The sequence below is a fragment of the Actinophytocola sp. genome, from assembly GCF_035634895.1.
GTDB lineage: Bacteria > Actinomycetota > Actinomycetes > Mycobacteriales > Pseudonocardiaceae > Actinophytocola.
Window position 1 is genome coordinate 19,360 of the sequence record NZ_DASQCC010000140.1, and the last position, 23,181, is coordinate 42,540.

Below are 23,181 nucleotides of genomic sequence, written 5' to 3' on the forward strand. Positions count from 1 at the left end.
AATCGATCACGATTCGGATGTAGAGTCGCGGACGGTCCGCAACGCATGCTAGGGCGCGGACCGCCGAACTCGAGTCATCGGAGTCGCATGGCGTCCAGGGTTGTCCTCGTCACCGGAGTCGCCGACCAGCTCGGTGGCCAGCTCGCCGCCCGGTTGGCGGCCGATCCGGCCATCGACCGGGTGCTGGGTGTCGACGTGACGCCAGGACCCGGCCCACGCGACGCGCGGGTGGAGTTCGTCCGCGCGGACATCCGAGGACCGAGGATCGCCAAGGTGATCGACTCCGCGCGGGTCGACACGGTGGTGCACGCCGCGCCCCGGCCGAGTGTCGGGCCGAGACGGGCCGCCATCAAGGAGCTCAACGTCATCGGCACGATGCGGCTCCTGTCCGCCTGCCAGCGGGCGGACAGCGTGCGCAAGCTGGTCGTGAAGTCCACCGCGGAGGTGTACGGCGCGAGCGCGAGCTCGCCGGCCGTGTTCACCGAGCAGGACGCCCCGGAACAGGGCCACGCCGACGAGGTCGAGGTCGAGGGCTATGTCCGCGGCTTCGCCCGCCGCCGCCCGGACGTCGAGCTGACCGTCATCCGGCTGGCCGAGGTCATCGGCCCTGGCGTGGACAACGCGCTCGCCAGGTACTTCTCGTTGCCCGTGGTGCCGACCGTGCTCGGCTTCGACGCCCGCGTGCAGCTCCTGCACGTCAACGACGCGCTGGCGGTGCTGAACCGCGCCGCGACCCATCACCTGCCCGGCGTCTTCAACGCGGGCGGGGACGGGGTGCTGATGCTGTCCCAGGCGATCCGCCGCGCCGGCCGCGTCCCGCTGCCGCTGCCCCGGGCCGCCATCGGCTTCGGTACCCGCCTGGCGGGCAGGGTCGACCTGTCACCGGGCCAGGCTCGGCTGCTCAGCTACGGCCGGGTCATCGACACGACCCGCCTCAAGACCACGTTCGGGTTCACGCCGAAGTGGACCACCGCCGCCGCGTTCGACGACTACGTCCACGGCCGCTCCGCCACCGCGCGGTTCTGAGCGAAGCTTCGTTGAGGGGAAGACGTGCCTGTACAGGAAGCCGAAGTCATTCCGCTGCGCCCGAGAGAGCCAGGGGCGCCGGAGACACCGCCGCGCCGGCTCGCGCCGGTGATCGAGCTGCGACCCCGGCCGGAGTCGCTGGCGAGTACGTTCGCCGGCTTCGTCCGCAACCGCCTGACCGGCGACTACCCGGTCGACGACTTCGGGTTCGACCCCCAGCTGACCGACGCGGTGATCATGCCGCCGCTGCGGCTGATGTACGAGAAGTGGTTCCGCGTCGAGGTCACGGGTGCGGAGAACCTGCCGGTCGACGGCGGCGCGCTGGTCGTCGCCAACCACTCCGGCACGTTGCCGTGGGACGCGGTCATGACCGCGATCGCCGTGCACGACAACCACCCGCGGGGCAAGCACCTGCGCATGCTGGGCGCCGACCTGGTGTTCAGGGTGCCGGTGCTGAGCACGCTCGCCCGCCGGACCGGCCAGACCCTGGCGTGTGGCGCCGACGCGGAGCGCCTGCTTCGGTCCGGTGAGCTCGTCGGCGTGTGGCCGGAGGGCTTCAAGGGCATCGGCAAGCCGTTCAGCGAGCGCTACCGGCTGCAGCGGTTCGGCCGGGGCGGGTTCGCACGCACCGCCATGCGGGCGGGCGTGCCGATCATCCCCTGCTCGATCGTCGGCGCCGAGGAGATCTACCCGAAGATCGCCGACCTGAAGCCGGTCGCGAAGCTGCTCGGCCTGCCGTACTTCCCGGTCACGCCGTTCTTCCCGCTGCTGGGCCCGCTCGGCGCGGTCCCGCTGCCGACGAAGTGGCACATCGACTTCGGCACGCCCGTCCGCACCGACCTGGCCACCCCGGACGAGACCGACGACCACGGCGCCGCGCTGGAGACGGCCGAGCACGTCCGCGACACGGTCCAGCAGACGCTGGACGGCATGGTGGCCGGGCGCCGGTCCGTCTTCCGGGGCTGACGGGACTGAGGGGCTAGAGGGGCCAGTCGGGGTCGCGGTCCCGGAGTTGGCGTCGCTGCTCGAACTCGATGCCGTTGCGCCGGCCGTAGATGAAGCCGATGCCGAGGCAGATGACCGCGACCAGCAGTATCAGTATTCCGGTCATGAGCCCCGCTTCCGGTAGGCGAGCCCGGCGACCACCGCGCCGGCGACCGCACCCGCGCCGAGCACGGACGGGACCCCGATCTTCGCCGCCTTCCGGCCGGTGCGGAAGTCCCTGATCTCCCAGCCGCGCTTGCGCGCGGTCTCGCGGAGCGTCCCGTCCGGGTTGACGGCGACCGCGGTGCCGACCACCGACAGCATGGGGACGTCGTTCGCGGAGTCCGAGTAGGCCGTGCAGCGCCGCAGGTCGAGGCCCTCCCGGGCGGCGAGCGCGCGGACCGCGTGTGCCTTGGCCGGGCCGTGCAGCATCTCGCCGACGAGCCGGCCGGTGTAGATGCCGTCCTCGCTCTCGAGCACGGTGCCGAGCGCGCCGGTGAGCCCGAGCCGGCGCGCGATGATCGCGGCGAGGTCGACGGGGGTGGCGGTGACGAGCCAGACCCGCTGGCCGGCGTCGAGGTGCATCTGGGCGAGGGAGCGGGTGCCGGGCCAGATCTTGTCGGCCATCAGCTCGTCGTAGATCTCCTCGCCGAGCGTGGTCAGCTCGGCCACCGAGTGGCCGGCGACGAACGACAGCCCGGACTCGCGGGCGTTGCGGATGTTGTCGTGCGTCTCCCGCCCACCGACGCGGAACGCGACCTGCTGGAGCGCGAACCTGGTCAGGTCGGCGGTGGTGAAGAACTTCCTGGCCGCCATGCCGCGCGCGAAGTGGAAGATCGACGCGCCCATCATCATGGTGTTGTCGACGTCGAAGAAGGCGGCCGCGGTGAGATCGACCGGCGCCATCGGCTGCTGGGCGTGCTCGAGCACGAAAGCGGCTTCGGCCGAGGCCTCGCCGGCGATCGTGGCGAGCAGCTCGGGCTCCTTCCCACGGCCACGCCACAGGGACACGGCATCGCCTCCGCGGTCGAGTTGGTTCAGGCGGCTTCTACATCCAACAGCGTAGCGAGCAGGCTCGCCCGGGTTTTCGCGTCACCAGCGCCCACCAGCCACGCACCGCCGAATGTCGGTGCTCCCCGGTAGCGTTGAAACCGGGGGTCCCCCTTGGGCCGCACGAAAGGGACTTTCGTGCGGGTGGGGTGCGCGGGGTGGTCAGCCAATGCCCAGGCCGGGCAGCAGCGAGGGCAGGTCGATGAGCGGCGGTGTCGTCGTCGTGCCGGCGGCCGGGGCCGGGTCGCGGGTCGGCGCCGGGACGGACACCGTCGCGCCGGGGACCGGCAGGAGCGGCAACTGCGGCGTCGGCTCGGCCGACGGCACGGGCGGGCTCGGTATCTCCGGGCCGGTCGGCGCACCGGGGTCGCCGGGGGGCGCCGGCACAGTCGGCGCGGCGCTCGACGCGGGCGCGGGGTCCTTCACCTCACACGGTCCGGTCGCGGGGAGCGCGCCGATGTCGTCGTACGACCCGGAGGTGATCTGGTAGCAGTCCATGCGGGCCAGCAGGCCACTCGCCCGTTCGGTGATCCCGTCGAGCAGCGCGCGGGACGCGTGCTGGCGGTTGCGTGCGGCCTCCGGCAGCTGCGCGGACACCTGCCGCAGCCGGGACGCCTGCGCCTTCGACCAGTCCCGCAGGGACTCCAGCAGTCGCCCGTCGCTGCCGGTGCCCAGCGCGATCAGCTGCCGGGAGCCGGCGACGGCGTCGTTGTCGAAGTCGGTGAGCGCGGTGAGGTAACCGCCGACCGGCGCGTCGGCCGGGTCGGGGTAGCGCCGCGCGAGCGTCTCGATCTCGCTGAGCCGCGCCGACGCGAACTCCAGGTGCTTGAGCGCCTTGGGCTCGTCCCCGAAGGTCAGCCCGAGCGAGGCGGCCTCGGCCGTGCGCTTGATGCCGTACAGGGCGTCGCCGGGCAGGGCGTCGCGGGAGAGCAGCACGCTCATCCCGGCCAGCGACCCGACCAGCGCGAGCACCGCCAGCGCCGCGACCGCCAACCGGCCGCGTGCTCCGGCGAACGCGCCACGCCTCTTGTCGTCCGGTCTTGTCCCGGCCGGCCGGGACCGCCCGCGTGGCGTGTCCGGCCCCGTCCGGCCCCGCTCCCGCGGCGCGACCTCAGGCGGAGGCGACGGGGAACGCGATGGGGAACGCGATGGGGAACGCGAGGCGGCCGGCGAGTCGGTGGTGTCCGACGGGACGGATCTGACAGGCTCCCCGGACTCGTCGGCATCCAGGGAGAGCAGGATCCGGTCGCGGATCCGCTGACGTTCGACCGCCGTGGGGACCGTCAGTGGATCCAGCGACCGCAGAGCACGCACGACCGGCCGGTCGTGCTTCCCTCTGTTCTCGCCGTCCACGACTGGAAAAACGAATCTGCGGCCAGCAAAGTTACGCATTCAGCGAAGGTCGGGCGGCAACAGTTGGGCCAACCGGCGGACGGCCCGGTGCTGCAGTGCCTTCACCGCGCCTTCGTTGCGTGACATCACCACCGCCGTCTCCGCGACCGACAGGCCCTGCAGGAACCGCAGCACGATGCATTCCCGCTGGTCATCGCCCAGCTGCGACACGCACTCCAGCAACGCGGACCTCGTCGCGCCCGCCAGCACCTGCTGTTCGGGCCCGGCTTCGACGCGGCCGGAGTCATCGACCTCGGCCGTCGTCACCTCCAGGCGGAAACGGCTGGACTTCACATGGTCCAACACGAGGTTTCGGGCAATCGTGACGAACCAGGCGCCGACGTCCCTGCCCTGATACGTCACCGAGGTGATCCTGCGCAGGGCGCGCAGGAAGGTCTCGCTGGTGACGTCCTCGGCGAGTTCCCGGTCCCCGACCCGGAATAGGACATATCTGAACACCACGTCGACGTACTTGTCGTAGAGCAGAGCGAACGCCGACCGGTCACCTTCCTGGGCGGCGCGAACAAGCTCCCACGATCCACCGGGCTCGGGTGCCTCCACGGCAGACTCCTGTCGCGGGATTCGGGCAACCGCCACCGCAGCCCGCTGAGCTGGGCTTGCGGCTTGCATGCTCGACTCCCTCGGCTGGCCCACCGGCGGTGACGGGGCACAGCCGGCGGCCTTGGCAGCATACGTGTAGTTACTCGATAGTAGGTAGGTTCGCCTACTGAGAAGACTCGGTAGGCGGACAACCATGACGTAAGTGAGTCGTGCCACACTGCCGGAAAGTTGCGCCTAACGAAGGGCTTTCCATGGTCGACGCGCTGACCGGCAACGTTGCCGACCTGGTCGCCGATGCGGCCGGACGAATCCCGGACCACCCAGCCCTGGTGGACGCGGCCACCGGTCACACACTCACCTGGTCACGAACCAACCATGCCGTCGACGCCTACGCGGCGAGACTCGCCGAGGCCGGGCTGGAAACCGGGGACCGGGTGGCGATCACGCTTCCCAACGGGCCGGCGTTCTGCGTGGCGCTGTTCGCCGTGCTGCGGGCCGGCGGCATCGCGGTGCCGGCCGCGGCGACCTCCCCCGAGCTGCCGCGACTCATCGAGCACAGCGGCGCGAAGCTCGTGGTCGGTGGCGGTGGCGGTGGCGGTGGCGGTGGCACTGGCGGTGGCGCTGGCGGTGGCACTGGCGGTGGTTCGGAAACCATCGACGCGCCCGACCTGGCCGCGACCGGCGAGCCACGCGAGGCGACGGCGGGCGGCGAGGACATCGCGGTCCTCTGCTACACCTCCGGCACGGCCGGCGTGCCGCGCGGAGTGATGCTGTCCCACCGCGCCCTGCTGTCGAACGTCCGCCAGTGCGCCCAGCTCGATCCGCCGCCGGTCACGTCGACCGACCGCGTCCTGCTGGTCGTGCCCCTGTTCCACGCCTACGGGCTCGGTCCCGGCCTGTTGCAGGTCACCTCCGCGGGCGCCACGGCCGTGCTGATGGAGACCTTCGGCACCGAGCGCGCGCTGTCCGTGTGCGCGGAGCACCAGGTGACCGCGTTGGTCGGCGTGCCGGCCATGTACCAGGCGCTGACGGCCGCCGATCCCGAGCGGCTCGCCCAGGGCCTGGCGTCTGTCCGGCTCCTGACCTCCGGCGCCGCGCCCCTGTCGCCGGCCGTGCTGTCGGCGGTCGAGCAGGCCACGGGCCTGCCCGTGTTCGAGGGCTACGGCCTCACCGAGACGGGCCCGGTGCTGACGTCCACCCTGGTCAGCGGCGTCGCGAAGGCAGGCTCGGTCGGCCGCCCGCTGCCGGACGTGGAGCTGCGGATCGTGGACAGCGAGGGCGGCTCGGCCGACCCGGACGAGGAGGGCTGGTTCGACGAGGACGAGCCCGAGACCGGCCGCGTGGCCGCCCGCGGGCCGAACCTGTTCAGCGGCTACTGGCCCGACGGCGCGGGCGGTCCGGACGAGGATGGCTGGTTCCGCACCGGCGACGTCGGCTACCTGGACGCGGACGGCGACCTGCGGCTGGTCGACCGCGCCAACGACCTGATCATCGTGAACGGCTTCAACGTGTACCCCAACGAGGTGGAGCGGGTCATCGACGAGCTGCCGGACGTCCTCGAGTCGGCCGCGGTCGGCGTGCCGGACGAGCGGACCGGCGAGCAGGTCGTCGCGGTCGTGGTGTTGCGGGAGGGTGCGGCGCTGAGCGAGGACGAGGTCCGCGAGCACTGCGCCGAGCGGCTCGCCCGGTTCAAGGTGCCGAGGACCGTGCGCTTCGCCGACGAGTTACCCCACTCGGCGACGGGCAAGGTCCGGCGGGCGGCGTTGAGGGGTGGCGGCTGACGTGGTGACCGTGGTGACGAGGCAGGGCTGCCACCTGTGCGAGGTGGCGGAGGCCGAGGTCGAGCGCATCTGCGTGGAGCTGGCGGTGCCGTGGGAGACCATGGACGTCGACGCGGACCCCGAGCTGCGTGCCGAGTACGGCGAACGGGTCCCGGTGATCCTGATCGACGGCGAGGAACACGGCTACTGGCGCGTCGAGGAGCCCCGCCTCCGGGCGGCACTGGCCCGCTGACCCGGCACCGGCAGGCTTCTGCCGCGCGTCGTGCTCGCTCGCGGTGGCGGAGCCGCCTCGGGGGCCACCTTCGTCATCGGGGAGTCACCGACGCGTTCGGCGCACCTCACGAAAGGGTGGGGTAAGAAGTCCGTAATCGAGATTGGGTTGAACCGAACGGCCCTCCGCGCCGAACGTAGAGGTGTGCAACTCGACACGCGTGCCGCTGGCACGCCCGCCGCCCCACCCGGGCGGCTACCGCGGACCCGGGCGATCGCCGTCGCGCTCGTCTCCCTCATCGCCGCCCTCGGCGCCGGCCACCTCGTCTCCGCGTTCGTCGGGCCGTCGGCCTCGCCGTTCGTCGCGGTCGAGAACTGGGTGCGGGACAGCTCGCCCCACCCGGTCGTCGAGTGGGCCAAGAACACCTTCGGCACGGCCGACAAGACCGTCCTCTTCATCGGCGTCACGGTCGTCATCCTCGGCGTCACCGTGCTCGCCGGGCTCCTCTCGCGAACGCGACCGACCCCCGGGCTGATCATCGCGGGCGGCCAGGGCGTCGTCGGGTTCGTCGCCGTGCTCAGCCGTCCCGACCTCGGGCAGCTCGGCATCGTCGCGCCGGCCGTCAGCATCGTCGCCGGCCTGCTCACCTTCAGCTGGCTGCACGCGCGGGCCTGGCCCGCCGAGCTCGACCGCGAGGGCCGCCGCCGGTTCCTGCGCACCGGGGCTGGCGTCCTCATCGGCGCGGGCGCCGCGGGTGTCATCGGACAGCTCGCCGGCAACCGGGTCGACGTCGAGCAGTCCCGTGCCGAGGTCGGCCGGCTCAGGATCGCGAGCCCCGCGCCGAAGCTCCCGGCCGGCGCCGACTTCGCCGGCAGCGGCAGCGCCCGGTTCATCACCAGCAACCGCGACTTCTACCGCATCGACACGGCCCTCACGCTGCCCCGCGTCTCCGCCCAGGACTGGCGGCTGCGCGTCCACGGCCTCGTCGACAAGCCCGTCGAGTTCACGTTCGAAGAGATCCGCGGCCGTGCCCTCATCGAGCGGCCCGTCACGCTCACCTGCGTGTCCAACGAGGTCGGCGGCGGCCTCATCTCCACCGCCAACTGGATCGGCGTCCCGCTCCGCGACCTGCTCATGGAGGCCGGCGTCAAACCGGGCGCCGACCAGCTGTTCTCCACCAGCGTGGACGGCTTCACCGCCGGCACCCCGGTCGACGCGCTGCTCGACCCCAACCGCGGCGCCATGCTCGCCATCGGCATGAACGGCGAGCCGCTGCCGCAGGAGCACGGCTTCCCGGCCCGCATGGTGGTCCCCGGTCTGTACGGCTACGTCTCCGCCACCAAGTGGGTGGCCGACATGGAGCTGACGACGTTCCAGGACAAGCAGGCCTACTGGATCCCGCGCGGCTGGTCCGCGAAGGGCCCCATCAAGACCGAGTCCCGCATCGACAACCCCCAGGACGGCGCGGACCTGCCGACGGGCCGCACCACCATCGCCGGCGTCGCGTGGGCGCAGACCATCGGCATCAGGAGCGTCGAGGTCCGGGTCAGCGACAACGGCGCGGACGAGTGGCACCAGGCCGAGCTGAGCACCGAGGTCGGCCTCGACACCTGGCGGATGTGGCGGGTGCGGGTGAACCTGCGGTCCGGCAGCCACCGCATCCAGGTCCGGGCCACCGACAAGTCCGGCTACACCCAGACCGAGGCGCTGGCCGACCCCGTGCCCAACGGCGCGACCGGCTGGCACACGATCGAGGTGACCGCCGGCTAGCGCGGAACCCCCTAGGGCACTAGATGACATCCAGAGGCGCCTGCTAAATCTGTTGGCAGCAGCGCGTTGAAAACCGGCTCTGGCCGGCGACTTTGTGCCTGCGTTCACAAGCGGCTACCGTATGAACATTCCCAGGGGCGAGTCTTTCGAGGAGCATCAGCGTGGCGCAGCGTGGCCAGTCCGGCTCGAACGGTAGAAGGCCAGTAGCGCCCGCGGAGAACGCCGCGGAGGTCACCGCCCCCATGCCGCCACTGACCAACGGTCAGGGCGCGCTCTCCCCGCGGGCCATCCCCGAGGCCGCCGTCGCGCGCCTCGCCGTCTACCTGCGGGTGCTGTCCGGGATGAAGGAGCAGGGCATCGGCACGGTGTCCAGCGAGGAGCTGTCGGTCGCGGCCGGCGTCAACTCGGCGAAGCTCCGCAAGGACCTCTCCTACATCGGCACGTACGGCACGCGTGGTGTTGGTTACGAGGTCGAGGTGCTCATCGATCAGATTGAACGAGTACTCGGCCTCACGCGTGAACAGAGCGTGGCAGTGGTGGGGATCGGTAACCTCGGACATGCGCTCGCCAACTACGGCGGGTTTCCTGGCAGAGGCTTTCCGGTGACCGCACTCTTCGACGTCGACCCCGACCTGATGGGCGTGCCCGTCGGTGGGATCCCGGTGCACCACATCGACGACATCTTGCCGGTGTGCAGGGCCAGGGAGATCACCATCGGTGTCATCGCCACGCCGCCGGCCGCCGCGCAGACGGTGTGCGACCGGCTGGTGGCGGCCGGGGTGGAGTGCATCCTGAACTTCGCTCCGGTGGTGCTCCAGGTGCCGGAGACGGTCGAGGTCCGCAAGGTCGATCTCGCGGTGGAACTACAGATCCTGTCGTTCCACCAGGCCAGGCGCGCGGACAGTGCGCCGACCGGGGAGACCGCGCCGCAGCCACGGAACAGTGGCCGGGTGAACGGAACGCCGCGCCACGCTGTCGACAACGGGGCGGTGGTCAGAAGATGAGTGTCCTGGCGGTAGGCGTCTCGCACAGGTCCGCGGACCTGCGAGTGCTCGAACGCGCCACGGTGCCGGCCGGTGAGGCCGGCAAGGTACTCGACGAGCTGATGCGGTGCGAGAACGTCGTGGAGGCCGCACTGGTCACGACGTGCAACCGGGTCGAGGTCTACACGGTCGTGCAGGCCTTCCACGCGGGGCTATCGGACGTCGTCGGTGTGCTCGGCCGGCACTCCGGCCTCGACGAGGCCGAGCTGTACGAGCACCTGTACGTGCACTACGCGGCCGCGGCCGCCGAGCACCTGTTCGGCGTGAGCGCGGGCCTCGACTCGATGGTCGTTGGCGAGTCCCAGATCCTCGGCCAGGTCCGCACGGCCTACAACACCGCGCGCGAGCTGCACACCGCGGGCCGCACGCTGCACGAGCTGTTCCAGCGCGCGCTGCGGGTCGGCAAGCGGGTGCACGCCGAGACGGGCCTGGACGCGGCGGGCGGCTCGGTCGTGTCGGAGGCGCTGGCGGACGCGGCGTCCGTGCTGGGCGGCCTGACCGGCCGCCGCGCGTTGATCGTCGGTGCCGGTTCGATGGGCGGCCTCTCCGCTGCCGCGCTTCGTCGTGCCGGCATCGCCGAGATCGTCATCGCGAACCGCACCGAGCGGACCGGCGCCCGCCTGGCGGCGCTGCAGGTCGAGCACGGCACCCCGGCGTTCGCCGTCGGCATCGAGGACCTGGCCACCCACATCGCCGCCGCGGACGTGGTGATCTCCTGCACGGGCGCGACCGCGACGGTGGTCGACGCGACCATGATCGCCGAGCGGGACCGTCCGCTGGTCGTCTGCGACCTGGGACTGCCGCGCGACGTGGCTGGCGACGTGGCCCTCGTACGCGGCGTCACGATCGTCGACCTGGAGAGCCTCCAGCGGCGGCTGGCCGAGTCGCCGAGCGGCCTCGACACCCGCCGCGCGGCCAAGATCGTCCGCGACGAGGTCAACGGGTACCTGGCCACACAGCGCTCGGCGGAGGTCACGCCGACGGTGACCGCCCTGCGCCGGCGGGCGGCCGAGGTGGTGGACTCGGAGCTGCTGCGCCTGAGCTCGCGGCTGGACCTGGAGCCGGCGGCCCGCGCCGAGGTGGCGCAGACCGTACGGCGCGTGGTGGACAAGCTGCTGCACACCCCGACCGTCCGCGTGAAGGAGCTGGCGTCCGGCCCGAACGGCGTGGAGTACGCGGAGGCGTTGCGCGAGCTGTTCCAGCTCACCCCGACCGCACCGGCCGCGATCGCCGCCCCCTCGCACGAAAGTCCCACTCGCGCGCCGGGGGCCCCCCCGGTTTCCACGCTATCGGGTGGGACCGACGGTTCCGGGGCGGAAAGCGGGGTTGTGGACAACTTCGCGGTGGGAACCCGAGCGAAAGTCCCATTCGTGGATGGTGAGTCTCGGTGAGCCGTGCCATCCGGATCGGTACGAGGGGCAGCGCGCTGGCGCTCGCCCAGAGCGGGATCGTCGCCGCGCGGCTCGAGGCGGCCGGCGCGACGACGGAGCTGATCACCGTCATGACCCCCGGCGACAAGTCGTCCGCGCCCATCCCGGAGATCGGGATCGGCGTGTTCACCTCCGCGTTGCGGGACGCGCTCGCCGACGGGATGGTCGACATCGCCGTCCACTCCTACAAGGACCTGCCGACCGCACCCGACCCCCGGCTCTCCCTCGCGGCCGTGCCGCCGCGGGAGGACCCGAGGGACGCGCTCATCGCCCGTGACAACCTCACCCTCGGTGAGCTGCCGGCGGGCTCGCGGGTCGGCACGGGGTCGCCCCGGCGGGCGGCTCAGATCCAGGCGCTCGGCCTGGGGCTTTCGATCGTGCCCATCAGGGGCAACGTCGACACCAGGCTCCGCAAGGTGGAGAGCGGCGAGCTGGACGCCGTGGTGCTCGCGCGAGCCGGCCTGGCCAGGCTGGGCAGGCTCGAGGTGATCACCGAGGTGCTCGACCCGATCCAGGTGCTGCCCGCGCCGGCGCAGGGTGCGCTGGCCGTGGAGTGCCGGGTCGACGACATGGACACGGAGCATCTTCTCCAGTCCGTGGTAGACGACGCAGCCACCAGGGCCGCGGTCGGCACGGAGCGGGCCCTGCTGGCCGCGCTCGAGGCCGGCTGCCAGGCCCCGGTCGGCGCACTGGCCGACGTGGTCGAGGACTTCGACGCGGACGACAGGATCGTGTATCGCCTGTCGCTGCGCGGGGTCGCGGCCGCCAACTGGATACCCGGCAGCGCGGCCGAGGGGCCCGCCGTCGAGCTGATCCGGGCGTCGGCCACCGGTGACCTGACAGAAGGTGAGCAGCTCGGGCGTGCGTTGGCCGCGGAGCTGCTCGAGCTCGGTGCGGGGCTGCTGACCACCAGCAACAACGACGCTGAGCACAACAGGTAATTAAGAGGAAGTGGCCGAGAAATGACCACCCAGTCCCGAAAGTCCTCAGGGCGCATCGCGTTCGTGGGCTCGGGGCCCGGCGATGCCGGGCTTCTCACCGTTCGTGCGCAGGAGCTCATCCAGCGCGCGGAGCTCCTGGTGATCGATCCGGACGTGCCGTCCGGCGTGCTCGCGCTGGCGGACGCCGGTGCCGAGATCCGTCCCGCCGTCGGCGAACCGGCCGACGTCGCGAAGGACCTCGTCACCGAGTCCAAGGCCGGCCGCGTCGTCGTGCGCCTCGTCTCCGGGGACCCGTTAACCCACTCCGGGCTCGTCGCCGAGGCGCAGGCGGTGGCCAGGACCGCCGCGGTGTTCGACGTCGTGCCGGGTGTGCCGGCCGCGACCGCCGTGCCCGCCTACGCCGGCATCGCGCTCGGCGGCACGCACACCGAGGTCGACGTCCGCGGTGACGTCGACTGGGCGGGCCTCGCCAAGACACCGGGCCCGATCGTGCTGCTCGCGTCGTCCAGCCACCTCGCCGAGGCCGCCTCCGCGCTCGTCGAGCACGGCCTGGCGCCGCAGACCCCGGTCGCGGTGACGGCGGACGGCACCGGCGCTGGCCAGCGCACGCTCGACGCCACGCTCGCCACCCTCGCGGCCGACGCCGGCGAGATCGGCGGCAACCTGGTCGTCACCGTCGGCCAGGCCGTCGCCGCGCGGACCAAGCTGTCGTGGTGGGAGTCGCGTGCCCTGTACGGGTGGCGCGTGCTCGTCCCGCGCACCAAGGACCAGGCCGGCGAGATGAGCGAGCGGCTGCGGCTGCACGGCGCCATCCCGTCCGAGGTCCCGACGATCTCCGTCGAGCCGCCGCGCAGCCCCGCGCAGATGGAGCGTTCGGTGAAGGGCCTGGTGGACGGCCGCTACCAGTGGCTGGTGTTCACCTCGACCAACGCCGTGCGCGCGGTGTGGGAGAAGTTCGAGGAGTTCGGGCTCGACGCCAGGGCGTTCTCCGGCGTGAAGATCGCCTGCGTCGGCGAGGCCACCGCGGAGAAGGTGCGCGGCTTCGGGATCATCCCCGAGCTGGTGCCCTCAGGCGAGCAGTCGTCCGAGGGCCTGCTCGACGAGTTCCCGCCGTACGACGACATCCTCGACCCGGTGGACCGCGTGCTGCTGCCGAGGGCCGACATCGCCACGGAGACGCTGGCCGCCGGTCTGCGCGACCGCGGTTGGGAGATCGACGACGTGACCGCGTACCGCACGGTGCGTGCCGCGCCGCCGCCCGCCGAGACCCGCGAGATGATCAAGACGGGTGGCTTCGACGCGGTGTGCTTCACCTCGTCGTCCACCGTGCGGAACCTGGTCGGCATCGCCGGCAAGCCGCACACGCGCACGCTCGTCGCCTGCATCGGCCCGAAGACCGCGGAGACCGCGCGGGAGTTCGGCCTGCGGGTGGACGTGCAGCCCGAGATCGCGCAGGTGGCGGCGCTGGTCGACGCGCTGGCCGAGCATGCCGCCCGCCTGCGGGCCGAGGGCGCACTGCCTCCGCCGCGCAAGACCAAGCGCGCCCGCCGCTGACACGCCATGGAGGACCCCTTCACGGAGGGGTCCTTCTGGCATCTGGGAGAGCTGTCCATGTTTCCTGCACAGAGGCCCCGGCGGCTGCGGACCACGCCCGCCATGCGCCGGCTCACGGCCGAGACGACCGTGCGGCCCGGCCAGCTGGTGCTGCCGATGTTCGTCAAGGAGGGCGCGACCGAGCCCTCCCCGATCGCGACGATGCCCGGCGTCGTCCAGCACACCCGCGAGAGCCTGCGGAAGGCCGCCGTCGAGGCGGTCGAGGCGGGGGTCGGCGGACTGATGCTGTTCGGCGTGCCGCTGCACAAGGACGCGGTCGGCTCCGGCGGCGTCGACCCGGACGGCATCCTGAACACCGCGCTGCGCGACCTGCGGGCCGAGCTCGGCGACGACACCGTGCTCATGTCCGACCTGTGCCTTGACGAGTTCACCGACCACGGCCACTGCGGCGTGCTTTCCCCCGACGGCCGCGTCGACAACGACGCGACCCTGGAGGTCTACGGCCGCATGGCGGTCGCGCAGGCGGAAGCGGGCGCGCACCTGCTCGGCCCGAGCGGCATGATGGACGGCCAGGTGGCCGCCGTCCGCGCCGCGCTGGACGAGGCCGGTTTCACCGACACCGGCGTCCTGGCCTACTCGGCGAAGTACGCGTCGGCGTTCTACGGCCCGTTCCGCGACGCGATGGAGTCGTCGCTGCAGGGTGACCGGCGGACCTACCAGCAGGACCCGGCCAACCTGCGTGAGGCACTCCGCGAGGTCCGGCTCGACCTCGACGAGGGCGCGGACATGGTCATGGTGAAGCCGGCCATGCTGTACCTGGACGTGCTGCACGCGGTGGCGGAGATCTCGGACGTGCCGGTCGCGGCATACCAGATCTCCGGCGAGTTCGCGATGATCGAGGCCGCCGCGGCCGGCGGCTGGTGCGACCGCCGGACGGCGATCCTGGAGTCACTGACCGCGATCAGGCGGGCCGGCGCGGACATCGTGCTGACCTACTGGGCCGCCGAGGCAGCGGCCTGGCTGCGATAAGGCGAAAAGGCAAAGGTAACCTGCGGCCGTGACGAAGCCAGGCAATTCGGATCCAGCAGAGCCCACGGCCGACGAGGCTCCCGAGCCGACCGTGGCCGGCACGGAAGCGGCTGACGGCACCCCCGAGTTACCCACCACACCGGCCGAGGACCCGGCCTCGGCGCCCCCCTCCTCGCACGAAAGTCCCACTCGCGCGCCGGGGGGCCCCCCGAATTCCACGCTACCGGAGAGCACCGACAATTCCGGTTCCAGCGATGCGACGGCGGAGGACGGCACGGGAGCGACGGCCGAGCCAGCCGGCGCCGAGCCCGCCGAACCGGAGCCCGCCGCGGCCAAGCGTGTCCCCAAGACGCGGGCCAGGGCCGCCGCGGCCGACGAGGAGCCCGAGCCGCTCATGGCGGAACTCGAAAAGGCCCCGCTGCCACCGAACGCCGAAGTCCTCCGCGCCCAGGCGAAGCGTCGCTTCGAGGAACCGCCCCCGCGCATGCTGCGCTTCTCGTTCTACTTCTTCACCGCCGCCGGGCTCGTCTGGCTGGGGAGCATGGTCCTGTCCCTGTTCTACAAGCAGCAGATCATCGACGCGCAGGTCAAGGCCAACAAGGATCCGAAGATCACCCCGGAGCAGCTCGCCGGCGCGGTCAACCAGATCCTGTGGATCGTGACCATCGCGGCGCTCGCGTTCACGATCTTCCTCGCCCTGTTCGGCTACAAGGCCACCGAGGGGGCCCGCCGCGGCAGAACGCTGGTCACGATCTTCGCCGCCATCCTCGTGATCTTCCACGTGTTCCTGAACGGCACGCAGCTCGGCATCCTGAGCGCCTTGTTCGGCTTCGTCGGCCTGGGACTGCTCTGGGCGCCGTCCTCGCGCGCCTACTTCCCGCCGCGCGAACTACGGTGAGCGGAGCCTGCGAAGCGAACATCAGGAACACCGCCGGCGAACGTCACCGAGGCCGCGAGGGGACGTCGTGAGCTACGAGCGGGTCCTCTACACGGAACCGGGGTCCACCTGGTGGCCGCTGCTCTGGGGACCCGCGTTCGCGGCCGTCGGCGCCGGGCTCGAGGCGCTCACCGGTCCGGTGCACACCGTCCCGTGGCTGGTCGTCGGCATCGTGCTGTTCGGGGTCGCGTCGCTGTGGGTGAACGCCCGCCGCAAGGTCTACCGGGTGGAGCTCACGCCGAGCCGGCTGACGCAGGGCCGCGAGACGATCGACACCGAGTCCATCACCAAGGTCACCGACGTCGGGGCGGCGCCGGGCGCGCGGATCCTCGGCGGCGGCTGGACCGCGCCGCGCAAGACCATCGAGGTACCCGTCCGTCTGGGCGACGGCACGGTCGCCCTGGCCTGGGCCCGCGACGGCGAAGCCCTCAAGGACGCGCTGACCCGCCTCGTAGAGAAAGAAGCAGAGGAAGAAGCAGAGGAAGAATAGGCACCATGGACGAGCCAATCGTCAGGCCCAAGGCCGTTGACTCGGCGTTCCAGGCGGTGCTCGCCAGCGTGGTCGTGAGCGCCATCGGCACGGTCGTCACCGTCCTGCTCGACAAGGCACTGCTGACCAGGTGGGTCACCGAGACCATCGACAGCATGCCGCCCGACCAGCGGCTCGACCCGAGCGCGATGGTCGGCGCCATGCAGGTCATCCTCGGCCTCAGCATCGCGATCTTCGCCGGGCTGTTCGTGCTGTTCGCCGTCAAGATGCGGGCCGGCAGGAACTGGGCGCGGATCGTGATCACGATCTACACCGTGTTCGGCGTCTGGAGCTTCCTCACCGCGATCGCCAGCAGCGGCGCGGAGCTGAGCCTGATGTGGAGCCTCGCCGAGGTCGCCTTCGGTGTCACCGCGGTGATCTACATGTTCCGTCCCGAGTCCTCGAAGTACTTCGCCGAGTACAAGGAGCGCCGGCTGCGCTCCACGCGGCGACCGTGAGAAAGTGGATACGTGACCGTGGCCACCGATGAGCTCGTCGCCCCGCCGCCCACCGAGCCGGGCCGGCTGCACAAGCCCGTCCGGGCGTTCGTCGCGGCCGGTGAGCTGGTGGTCGCCGCGGTCGCCGTCTGGTTCGCGTTCGACGTGTGGCCGCTCGGCGTCGCGAAGATCGTCGAGCACTACCCGAACGACATCACGCTCGAGTCGACACGCTGGGTCGGCAGCTGGATGGCGCTCGCGATCCTGCTCGGCACGGTCGCCGCGCTCCTGGTCGTCGACGCGCTGCGCCAGGCGATTCTCGCCGTCCGTGCCCGGCCGAGGCGCGAAAGGTAGCGGTGTAAGACTGGTTGGGTGACGACCGAACAGTCTCGGGCTCTCTTCAAGCGTGCTCAGTCGGTGACCCCCGGCGGGGTGAACTCCCCGGTCCGCGCGTTCCAGGCGGTCGGCGGCACCCCGAGGTTCATGGTCCGCGGCGAAGGACCCTTCCTGTGGGACGCGGACGGCAACCGGTACGTGGATCTCGTCAGCTCCTGGGGCCCGATGATCCACGGGCACGCGCACCCCCCGATCGTCGACGCGGTCCGCGCCGCCGCGACGAGCGGTCTCTCGTTCGGCACGCCGACCGAGGCCGAGATCGACCTCGCCGAGGAGATCGTCCGCCGCGTCGATCCCGTCCAGCGGGTGCGGCTGGTCAACTCCGGCACCGAGGCCACGATGAGCGCCATCCGGCTCGCCCGCGGCTTCACCGGCCGGGCCAAGATCGTCAAGTTCGCCGGCTGTTACCACGGTCACGTCGACGCGCTGCTCGCCGAGGCCGGCTCGGGGGTCGCGACCTTCGCGCTCCCCAACTCGCCGGGCGTCACCGGCGCGCAGGCCGGGGACACGATCGTCCTGCCGTACAACGACCTCGACGCGGTACGGGCCGCGTTCACCGAGCACGGCACGGAGATCGCCGCGGTGATCACCGAGGCCGCGGCCGGCAACATGGGCGCGGTCCCGCCGGAACCCGGCTTCAACGAGGGCCTGCGTGCGCTGACCGCCGAGCACGGCGCCCTGCTGGTCATGGACGAGGTCATGACCGGCTTCCGCGTGACCGAGGCCGGCTGGCACGGCATCGACACGGTGGCCGGCGACCTGTACACGTTCGGCAAGGTCATGTCCGGCGGGCTGCCCGCCGCGGCGTTCGGCGGCCGCGCGGACGTCATGGCGCTGCTCGCCCCGGCCGGCCCGGTCTACCAGGCGGGCACGCTGTCCGGGAACCCCGTCGCGGTGGCGGCGGGCCTGGCCTCGCTGCGGGAGGCGAAGCCCGGGACGTACATGAGGCTCAACGCCAACGCGACCCGCCTCGGCGCCCTGCTGGGCACCGCGCTGAGCGAAGCCGGTGTGCCGCACCGGGTCCAGTTCGCGGGCAACCTGCTGAGCGTGTTCTTCACCGAGACGCCGGTGCGGAACTTCGCCGAGGTCAGGGCGACGGCCACCGGCCGGTTCCCGGCGTTCTTCCACGCACTGCTCGACGGGGGCGTGTACGCGCCACCCAGCGCGTTCGAGGCGTGGTTCGTCAACGCGGCGATGACCGACGAGACCTTCGAGATCATCGCCGCCGCACTGCCCGCCGCGGCGGCCGCGGCGGCTGAGGGGGAGAAGTGAGCACCAGGACGATCGTGCACCTGCTGCGGCATGGCGAGGTACACAACCCGGACGGCATCCTGTACGGCCGGCTCGACGGCTTCAAGCTGTCCGAGCTGGGCCAGCGGCAGGCGTTGATCGTGGCGGAACAGTTGGCGGGCAACGACATCGTGCACGTCGTCGCGTCCCCGCTGCAGCGCGCGCAGGAGACCGCGGCCCCGATCGTCGACTCCCACCGGCTGGCCCTCGCCACGGACGGCCAGCTCATCGAGGCCGGCAACGCGTTCGAGGGCCAGCGGGTGTCCATCGGCGACGGCGCACTGCGCTCACCGAAGCACTGGCCGAAGCTGTACAACCCGTTCACGCCGTCCTGGGGCGAGCCGTACCTGGCGATCGCGCGCCGCATGCTGGGCGCCGTGTACCGCGCGCGGGCCGCGGCGGAAGGGCACGAGGCCGTGTGCGTGTCCCACCAGCTGCCGATCTGGACGGTGCGGCGGTTCCTGGAGGGCCGGCGCCTGTGGCATGACCCGCGCCGGCGCCAGTGCTCGCTGGCCTCGCTGACCAGCCTGCTGTTCGAGGACGAGAGCCTGGTCTCGATCCGGTACGCCGAGCCGGCCGGCGCGACCAGCCCGAAGGTGACCGGGGCATGAGCGGAGCGCATCGCCGGGTGCTGGGGACAGCGGCTCTGTTGCTGGCCGCGGCACTCCTCGCGGCCGGCTGCTCGACCGGCGCGGACGCGGTCGAGAACGGCACGGAGTTCAACTTCGTGAGCCCCGGCGGCAGGACCGACATCCCCTACGACGGCGACGAGCGCAAGAAGATCCCCGACATCCAGGGTGAGAGCCTGATGGAGCAGGGCAAGCAGCTGAAGATCTCGGACTACGAGGGCAAGGTCGTGGTCCTGAACATCTGGGGCGCCTGGTGCCCGCCGTGCCGGGTCGAGGCCCCGCAGCTGCAGAAGGTGTGGGAGTCCTACGAGGACAAGGGTGTGCAGGTCCTGGGCATCGACGTCCGCGACGACGACCGCAGCTTCCCGGAGGACTTCATGCGGGACACGGGCCTGACCTACCCGTCCATCTACGACCCGCCGCAGCGCGCGCTGCTGGCGTTGCAGGGCTACCCGCGGGCGGCCGTCCCGTCGACGATCGTGCTGGACAAGCAGCACCGCGTCGCGGCGGTCTACCTTCGTGACCTGCTGGCGAGCGACCTGACCCCGCGGCTGGACCGGCTACTGGCCGAGAAGTGACCGTTGGCCGGCCTCGAACGGGCCGGCCAACAGGTCGAGCTCACCAGCGGTCGGTGGCGGTGGCCGCGGACCGCCGTCTCCCGAGGCCGACCCGGTCCCCGTAGGACCAAGGTCCCATGCCTACCCTGAACCGCGTGGACCCGACCGCCATCGCCACCAGCGGGCCGCTCCTGCTGGCCGCCGGAGTGGCGCTGCTCGCGGGCATGGTCTCCTTCGCGTCCCCGTGCGTGGTCCCACTGGTCCCCGGCTACCTCGCCTACCTCGCCGCCCTCGTCGGCGCGGAGACCCCCGACGAGAAGGGCAAGAAGGGCCGCGTCCTCGGCGCGGTCGCCCTGTTCGTGCTCGGCTTCACCGTCGTCTTCGCCGCCGGGATGGGTGGCCTGCTGTACTGGCTCGGCGATGCCATCCTCGCCAACCAGGAGGTGCTCCAGCGGGTCGGCGGCGTGCTCATCATCGCCATGTCGCTGGTCTTCGTCGGTCTCATCCCCGGCATGCAGAAGGAGATCCGCTTCCACTCCCGGCCCCGCATGGGCCTTGCCGGCGCCCCCGTCCTAGGCGCGATCTTCGGCCTCGGCTGGACCCCGTGCATCGGCCCGACGCTGTCGGGCGTCATGGTCGTCGCCGCGAGCACCGGGGGAACCGCGGTCCGCGGCCTGCTGCTCGTGCTGGTCTACTGCCTCGGCCTCGGCGTCCCGTTCCTGCTGATCGCCCTCGGCGCCCGCTGGACGGTCCGCGCCAACGGCTGGCTGCGCCGCAACGCCCGCACGATCCAGCTGGTCGGCGGCGGCATGCTCTTCGTGGTCGGCGTGCTGCTGGTCACCGGCCTGTGGGGCGAGCTCACGTCCTGGCTCAAGTACGCCGTGATCACCGACACGGAGCTGCCCCTGTGATCGCCTTACTGCGCAACACCTGGCGCGGCCTCACCTCCATGCGCACGGCGCTCGTGCTGCTGTTCCTGCTGGCCCTCGCCGCACTGCCCGGCGCCCTCCTTCCGCAGCGCTCGCTGAACCCGCAGAAGGTCGACGAGTACGTCGCGAGCCACGGCTGGTGGGGCGGGCTGCTGGACCGGCTCGAGTTCTACGACGTCTACGGCAGCGTCTGGTTCTCCGCCGTCTACCTGCTGCTGTTCATCTCGCTCGTCGGCTGCCTGCTGCCGCGCAGCCTGGAGTACGCCAAGGCCGCGCGCGGCAGGCCGGTCATCACGCCACGCAACCTCGCCCGCCTCCCGCACCACCACGAGACGACCGTCGACGCCACACCCGAGGAGGTCATGGCGACGGCCAGGCAGCGCCTCCGGGGCTGGCGCATGGCAGAACGGGAAGAAGAGGACGGCGCCCGCAGCATCTCCGCCGAGCGCGGCTACCTCCGCGAGACCGGCAACCTGGTGTTCCACTTCGCGATGCTGGGCCTGATCATCGCGCTCGCCATCGGCAAGATGTACCAGTACGAGGGCCAGGTCATCGTCCTCGCCAACGGCTCCCAGTTCTGCAACTCGGGCACGCTGAGCTACGACACGTTCCGCCCCGGCCTGCGGGTCGACGGCACCGACCTGGATCCGTTCTGCGTCAAGGTCGACGGCTTCACCGCGAGCTACCTGCCCACCGGCCAGGCCGACCACTACCGCGCCGACATCGAGTACCAGTCCGGCGAGGACCTGGCCACCAACACCTGGCGGCCCTACCCGCTCGAGGTCAACTCGCCGCTCCGCACCGCCGGCGACCGCGTCTACCTGCTGAGCCACGGCTACGCGCCGGTCTTCACCGTCACCTTCCCGGACGGCCAGAAACGCACGCACACCACGCAGTGGCGGCCGGTCAACCAGATGACCTACCTGTCCGAGGGCGCGACCAAGTTCGACCCGCCGGGCGTCACCGACCCGGCCCAGCGGCGCCAGCGCCAGCTCGCGATCACCGGCCTGTTCGCGCCGACCGCCGTGCTGCAGGGCGACCTGCTCGGCTCGGCGTTCCCCGACCTGCGTGACCCGGCCGTCGCGGTCGACGTGCTGAAGGGCGACCTGGGCAACGAGTCCGGCCGCGGCCAGTCGATCTACGAGGTCAACCAGGAGATGGTCGACTCCGGCCGGCTCAAGCGGGTCGCGCGGGAGAACATGCGGCCGGGCGAGACGGTCACCCTCGACGACGGCACGAAGATCAGCTTCGACGGCGTGCAGCAGTGGGTGTACCTGCAGGTCTCGCACGACCCCGCGCAGGTCTGGGTGCTCGTGTTCGCGGTGCTGATCGTGCTGGGGCTGGGCACGTCCCTGGTCGTCAAACGGCGCAGGTTGTGGGTGCGGGCCGTGCCCGCGGACGGCGGTACGGTGTTGCTGCTCGGCGGCCTCGCCCGCACCGACCAGGCGGGATACGGCGAGGAGTTCGGCCGCGTCACCGAGGACCTGCTCGACCTGCTGGGGCCGGAGCGGGAGCACGCGGACGCGGTAACCGGGAGGGAGTCCTGATGGACATCAACCAGACGTTGTCCGGCTACAGCGACTGGTGCTACGGCATCGCCGTCGGCGCCTACGTCGTGGCCATGCTCTTCTACCTGTACGAGCAGGCCTTCGGCTACCGCCGCAGGACCACCGTCCGGAACCGTGAGCTGGTGGCGGTCGGCGCGGGCAGCGAGTCGGCCGACACCGAGCCGGCCGACACCGAGCCGGCCGACACCGAGCCGGCCAGCGACGCGCCCACCGACGAGAGGCCGGCCGACGAGACCGTCCTGGAACGGAACAACCGCGCCGAGCGGATCGGCAAGCTCGCGGTCTCGCTGACGGTCTTCGGCGTCATGCTGCACGTCGCCGCGCTCGCGCTGCGCGGGTTCGCCACCCACCGCGCCCCGTGGGGCAACATGTACGAGTTCGGCGCCGTTCTCTGCCTGGTCGCCGTCGGCACCTGGCTCGTGGTGCTGCGCAAGTACCCGGTCCGCCACCTCGGCGTGTGGGTGCTGCTGCCGGTCGTCGTGCTGATGTTCCTCGGCGGCGTCCTCCTGTACACGACCGCCGCGCCCGTCCAGCCCGCGCTCCAGTCCTACTGGCTCGTGATCCACGTGTTCACGATCGCGTCCGGCAGCGGCATCCTGCTGGTGCCGGGCGTCGTCAGCATCCTGTACCTGCTGAAGGTGCGTGAGCCGCGGTGGTCGACCGGGCTCGCGGCGCGCCTGCCGGCCGCGGACGTGCTCGACCGGGTCGCCTACCGCGCCACCGTGTTCGCGTTCCCGATCTACACCGCAGGCGTGATCTTCGGCGCGATCTGGGCCGAGGAGTCCTGGGGCCGGTTCTGGGGCTGGGACCCGAAGGAGACCGTCGCGTTCGTCGCGTGGGTCGTCTACGCCGCGTACCTGCACTCCCGCGCGACCGCGGGCTGGCGGGGCGGCCGGGCCGCGGTCATCAACATCGTCGGCATGGCGGCGATGATCTTCAACCTGTTCTTCATCAACCTGGTAACGGCCGGGTTGCATTCCTATGCGGGGGTTTGACCTCGACCGTTGGACAAGCTGCACAGAGATCAGTACTCTCCGCTTCGGGGTTCGCCACGGTACACCCAATTGGGTGACGCTGAGCTGGGCAGGAGGGCACTGTGACCTACGCAGGGCTGTATGGGGGTAACGACGGATTACC

General features: G+C 71.6%; 24 protein-coding genes. 20 read left to right on the forward strand and 4 right to left on the reverse strand.

Features of this window, described 5'->3' with window-relative positions:
* Positions 1 to 87 precede the first annotated feature (87 nt).
* Positions 88 to 1,026 (forward strand): NAD-dependent epimerase/dehydratase family protein, encoded by a 939-nt coding sequence (locus tag VET29_RS20480; RefSeq protein ID WP_324922816.1) that lies wholly within the window; start codon positions 88 to 90, stop codon positions 1,024 to 1,026.
* Positions 1,027 to 1,050: 24 nt separating this feature from the next.
* Complete coding sequence (locus VET29_RS20485) at positions 1,051 to 1,992, forward strand: lysophospholipid acyltransferase family protein (protein ID WP_324922819.1); 942 nt, start codon at positions 1,051 to 1,053, stop codon at positions 1,990 to 1,992.
* 13 nt (positions 1,993 to 2,005) lie between these two features.
* Here the strand turns inward: VET29_RS20485 and VET29_RS20490 are convergent, their stop codons facing one another.
* The 4 genes from VET29_RS20490 to VET29_RS20505 form a co-directional block, all read right to left on the reverse strand.
* Entirely contained in the window at positions 2,006 to 2,137 is a 132-nt protein-coding gene (locus VET29_RS20490; RefSeq protein ID WP_324922821.1) for a hypothetical protein, read from the reverse strand.
* On the reverse strand, positions 2,134 to 3,021 hold the full coding sequence (locus tag VET29_RS20495) for an HAD-IB family hydrolase (protein ID WP_324922823.1): 888 nt from the start codon (positions 3,019 to 3,021) through the stop codon (positions 2,134 to 2,136). Before VET29_RS20495 ends, VET29_RS20490 begins: the two co-directional genes overlap by 4 nt.
* Positions 3,022 to 3,222: 201 nt before the next feature.
* Complete coding sequence (locus VET29_RS20500; protein ID WP_324922826.1) at positions 3,223 to 4,053, reverse strand: DUF5667 domain-containing protein; 831 nt, start codon at positions 4,051 to 4,053, stop codon at positions 3,223 to 3,225.
* Positions 4,054 to 4,452: 399 nt separating this feature from the next.
* Positions 4,453 to 5,082, reverse strand: coding sequence for a sigma-70 family RNA polymerase sigma factor (locus VET29_RS20505; protein ID WP_324922829.1), 630 nt, complete (start codon positions 5,080 to 5,082; stop codon positions 4,453 to 4,455).
* A 182-nt stretch (positions 5,083 to 5,264) separates the two neighbouring features.
* Here VET29_RS20505 and VET29_RS20510 point away from each other — a divergent pair, with 182 nt between their 5' ends.
* The 18 genes from VET29_RS20510 to ccsB all read left to right on the forward strand — a co-directional run bounded on the left by VET29_RS20510 (position 5,265) and on the right by ccsB (position 23,039).
* Positions 5,265 to 6,794 carry an AMP-binding protein gene (locus tag VET29_RS20510; protein ID WP_324922831.1) on the forward strand — a complete coding sequence of 510 codons (1,530 nt, stop codon included), beginning with the start codon at positions 5,265 to 5,267 and terminating at the stop codon, positions 6,792 to 6,794.
* Complete coding sequence (locus tag VET29_RS20515; RefSeq protein ID WP_324922834.1) at positions 6,784 to 7,026, forward strand: glutaredoxin family protein; 243 nt, start codon at positions 6,784 to 6,786, stop codon at positions 7,024 to 7,026. The genes VET29_RS20510 and VET29_RS20515 overlap by 11 nt, the downstream gene beginning before the upstream one ends.
* Positions 7,027 to 7,209: 183 nt before the next feature.
* Entirely contained in the window at positions 7,210 to 8,775 is a 1,566-nt protein-coding gene (locus VET29_RS20520) for a molybdopterin-dependent oxidoreductase (RefSeq protein ID WP_324922836.1), read from the forward strand.
* A 242-nt stretch (positions 8,776 to 9,017) separates the two neighbouring features.
* Complete coding sequence (locus VET29_RS20525) at positions 9,018 to 9,779, forward strand: redox-sensing transcriptional repressor Rex (protein WP_324922898.1); 762 nt, start codon at positions 9,018 to 9,020, stop codon at positions 9,777 to 9,779.
* A complete protein-coding gene (locus VET29_RS20530) occupies positions 9,776 to 11,209 on the forward strand; it encodes a glutamyl-tRNA reductase (RefSeq protein WP_324922838.1) in 1,434 nt (477 codons plus the stop codon). The genes VET29_RS20525 and VET29_RS20530 overlap by 4 nt, the downstream gene beginning before the upstream one ends.
* Positions 11,206 to 12,189: a hydroxymethylbilane synthase gene (gene hemC / locus VET29_RS20535; protein ID WP_324922840.1), complete on the forward strand. Its 984-nt coding sequence runs from the start codon at positions 11,206 to 11,208 to the stop codon at positions 12,187 to 12,189. Before VET29_RS20530 ends, hemC begins: the two co-directional genes overlap by 4 nt.
* A 21-nt stretch (positions 12,190 to 12,210) precedes the next feature.
* Positions 12,211 to 13,743, forward strand: a complete 1,533-nt coding sequence (locus VET29_RS20540) for a bifunctional uroporphyrinogen-III C-methyltransferase/uroporphyrinogen-III synthase (RefSeq protein WP_324922842.1) — start codon at positions 12,211 to 12,213, stop codon at positions 13,741 to 13,743.
* A gap of 57 nt (positions 13,744 to 13,800) precedes the next feature.
* On the forward strand, positions 13,801 to 14,772 hold the full coding sequence (gene hemB, locus VET29_RS20545; protein WP_324922844.1) for a porphobilinogen synthase: 972 nt from the start codon (positions 13,801 to 13,803) through the stop codon (positions 14,770 to 14,772).
* 28 nt (positions 14,773 to 14,800) lie between these two features.
* Positions 14,801 to 15,670, forward strand: coding sequence for a hypothetical protein (locus VET29_RS20550; protein WP_324922846.1), 870 nt, complete (start codon positions 14,801 to 14,803; stop codon positions 15,668 to 15,670).
* Between the two features lie 67 nt (positions 15,671 to 15,737).
* Entirely contained in the window at positions 15,738 to 16,199 is a 462-nt protein-coding gene (locus VET29_RS20555) for a hypothetical protein (RefSeq protein ID WP_324922848.1), read from the forward strand.
* Between the two features lie 5 nt (positions 16,200 to 16,204).
* Positions 16,205 to 16,696, forward strand: coding sequence for a hypothetical protein (locus VET29_RS20560; protein WP_324922850.1), 492 nt, complete (start codon positions 16,205 to 16,207; stop codon positions 16,694 to 16,696).
* An 18-nt stretch (positions 16,697 to 16,714) separates the two neighbouring features.
* Complete coding sequence (locus VET29_RS20565; RefSeq protein ID WP_324922852.1) at positions 16,715 to 17,029, forward strand: hypothetical protein; 315 nt, start codon at positions 16,715 to 16,717, stop codon at positions 17,027 to 17,029.
* Between the two features lie 18 nt (positions 17,030 to 17,047).
* Positions 17,048 to 18,343, forward strand: a complete 1,296-nt coding sequence (hemL, locus tag VET29_RS20570) for a glutamate-1-semialdehyde 2,1-aminomutase (RefSeq protein WP_324922854.1) — start codon at positions 17,048 to 17,050, stop codon at positions 18,341 to 18,343.
* Positions 18,340 to 18,972: a histidine phosphatase family protein gene (locus VET29_RS20575; protein WP_324922856.1), complete on the forward strand. Its 633-nt coding sequence runs from the start codon at positions 18,340 to 18,342 to the stop codon at positions 18,970 to 18,972. The genes hemL and VET29_RS20575 overlap by 4 nt, the downstream gene beginning before the upstream one ends.
* On the forward strand, positions 18,969 to 19,568 hold the full coding sequence (locus tag VET29_RS20580) for a TlpA disulfide reductase family protein (protein WP_324922859.1): 600 nt from the start codon (positions 18,969 to 18,971) through the stop codon (positions 19,566 to 19,568). Before VET29_RS20575 ends, VET29_RS20580 begins: the two co-directional genes overlap by 4 nt.
* A 125-nt stretch (positions 19,569 to 19,693) precedes the next feature.
* Positions 19,694 to 20,458 carry a cytochrome c biogenesis CcdA family protein gene (locus tag VET29_RS20585; protein ID WP_324922900.1) on the forward strand — a complete coding sequence of 255 codons (765 nt, stop codon included), beginning with the start codon at positions 19,694 to 19,696 and terminating at the stop codon, positions 20,456 to 20,458.
* Between the two features lie 38 nt (positions 20,459 to 20,496).
* A complete protein-coding gene (resB, locus tag VET29_RS20590; RefSeq protein ID WP_324922902.1) occupies positions 20,497 to 22,023 on the forward strand; it encodes a cytochrome c biogenesis protein ResB in 1,527 nt (508 codons plus the stop codon).
* Entirely contained in the window at positions 22,023 to 23,039 is a 1,017-nt protein-coding gene (gene ccsB / locus VET29_RS20595) for a c-type cytochrome biogenesis protein CcsB (RefSeq protein ID WP_324922861.1), read from the forward strand. Before resB ends, ccsB begins: the two co-directional genes overlap by 1 nt.
* Positions 23,040 to 23,181: the final 142 nt, after the last annotated feature.

Coding starts and splice junctions, on each gene's coding strand:
- resB (WP_324922902.1), top strand. CDS start 20,497: ATGCGCACGGCGCTCGTGCTGCTGTTCCTGCTGGCCCTCGCCGCACTG.
- VET29_RS20580 (WP_324922859.1), top strand. CDS start 18,969: ATGAGCGGAGCGCATCGCCGGGTGCTGGGGACAGCGGCTCTGTTGCTG.
- hemB (WP_324922844.1), top strand. CDS start 13,801: ATGTTTCCTGCACAGAGGCCCCGGCGGCTGCGGACCACGCCCGCCATG.
- VET29_RS20480 (WP_324922816.1), top strand. CDS start 88: ATGGCGTCCAGGGTTGTCCTCGTCACCGGAGTCGCCGACCAGCTCGGT.
- VET29_RS20530 (WP_324922838.1), top strand. CDS start 9,776: ATGAGTGTCCTGGCGGTAGGCGTCTCGCACAGGTCCGCGGACCTGCGA.
- VET29_RS20540 (WP_324922842.1), top strand. CDS start 12,211: ATGACCACCCAGTCCCGAAAGTCCTCAGGGCGCATCGCGTTCGTGGGC.
- ccsB (WP_324922861.1), top strand. CDS start 22,023: ATGGACATCAACCAGACGTTGTCCGGCTACAGCGACTGGTGCTACGGC.
- VET29_RS20490 (WP_324922821.1), bottom strand. CDS start 2,137: ATGACCGGAATACTGATACTGCTGGTCGCGGTCATCTGCCTCGGCATC.
- VET29_RS20510 (WP_324922831.1), top strand. CDS start 5,265: ATGGTCGACGCGCTGACCGGCAACGTTGCCGACCTGGTCGCCGATGCG.
- VET29_RS20525 (WP_324922898.1), top strand. CDS start 9,018: ATGCCGCCACTGACCAACGGTCAGGGCGCGCTCTCCCCGCGGGCCATC.
- VET29_RS20560 (WP_324922850.1), top strand. CDS start 16,205: ATGGACGAGCCAATCGTCAGGCCCAAGGCCGTTGACTCGGCGTTCCAG.
- VET29_RS20505 (WP_324922829.1), bottom strand. CDS start 5,082: ATGCAAGCCGCAAGCCCAGCTCAGCGGGCTGCGGTGGCGGTTGCCCGA.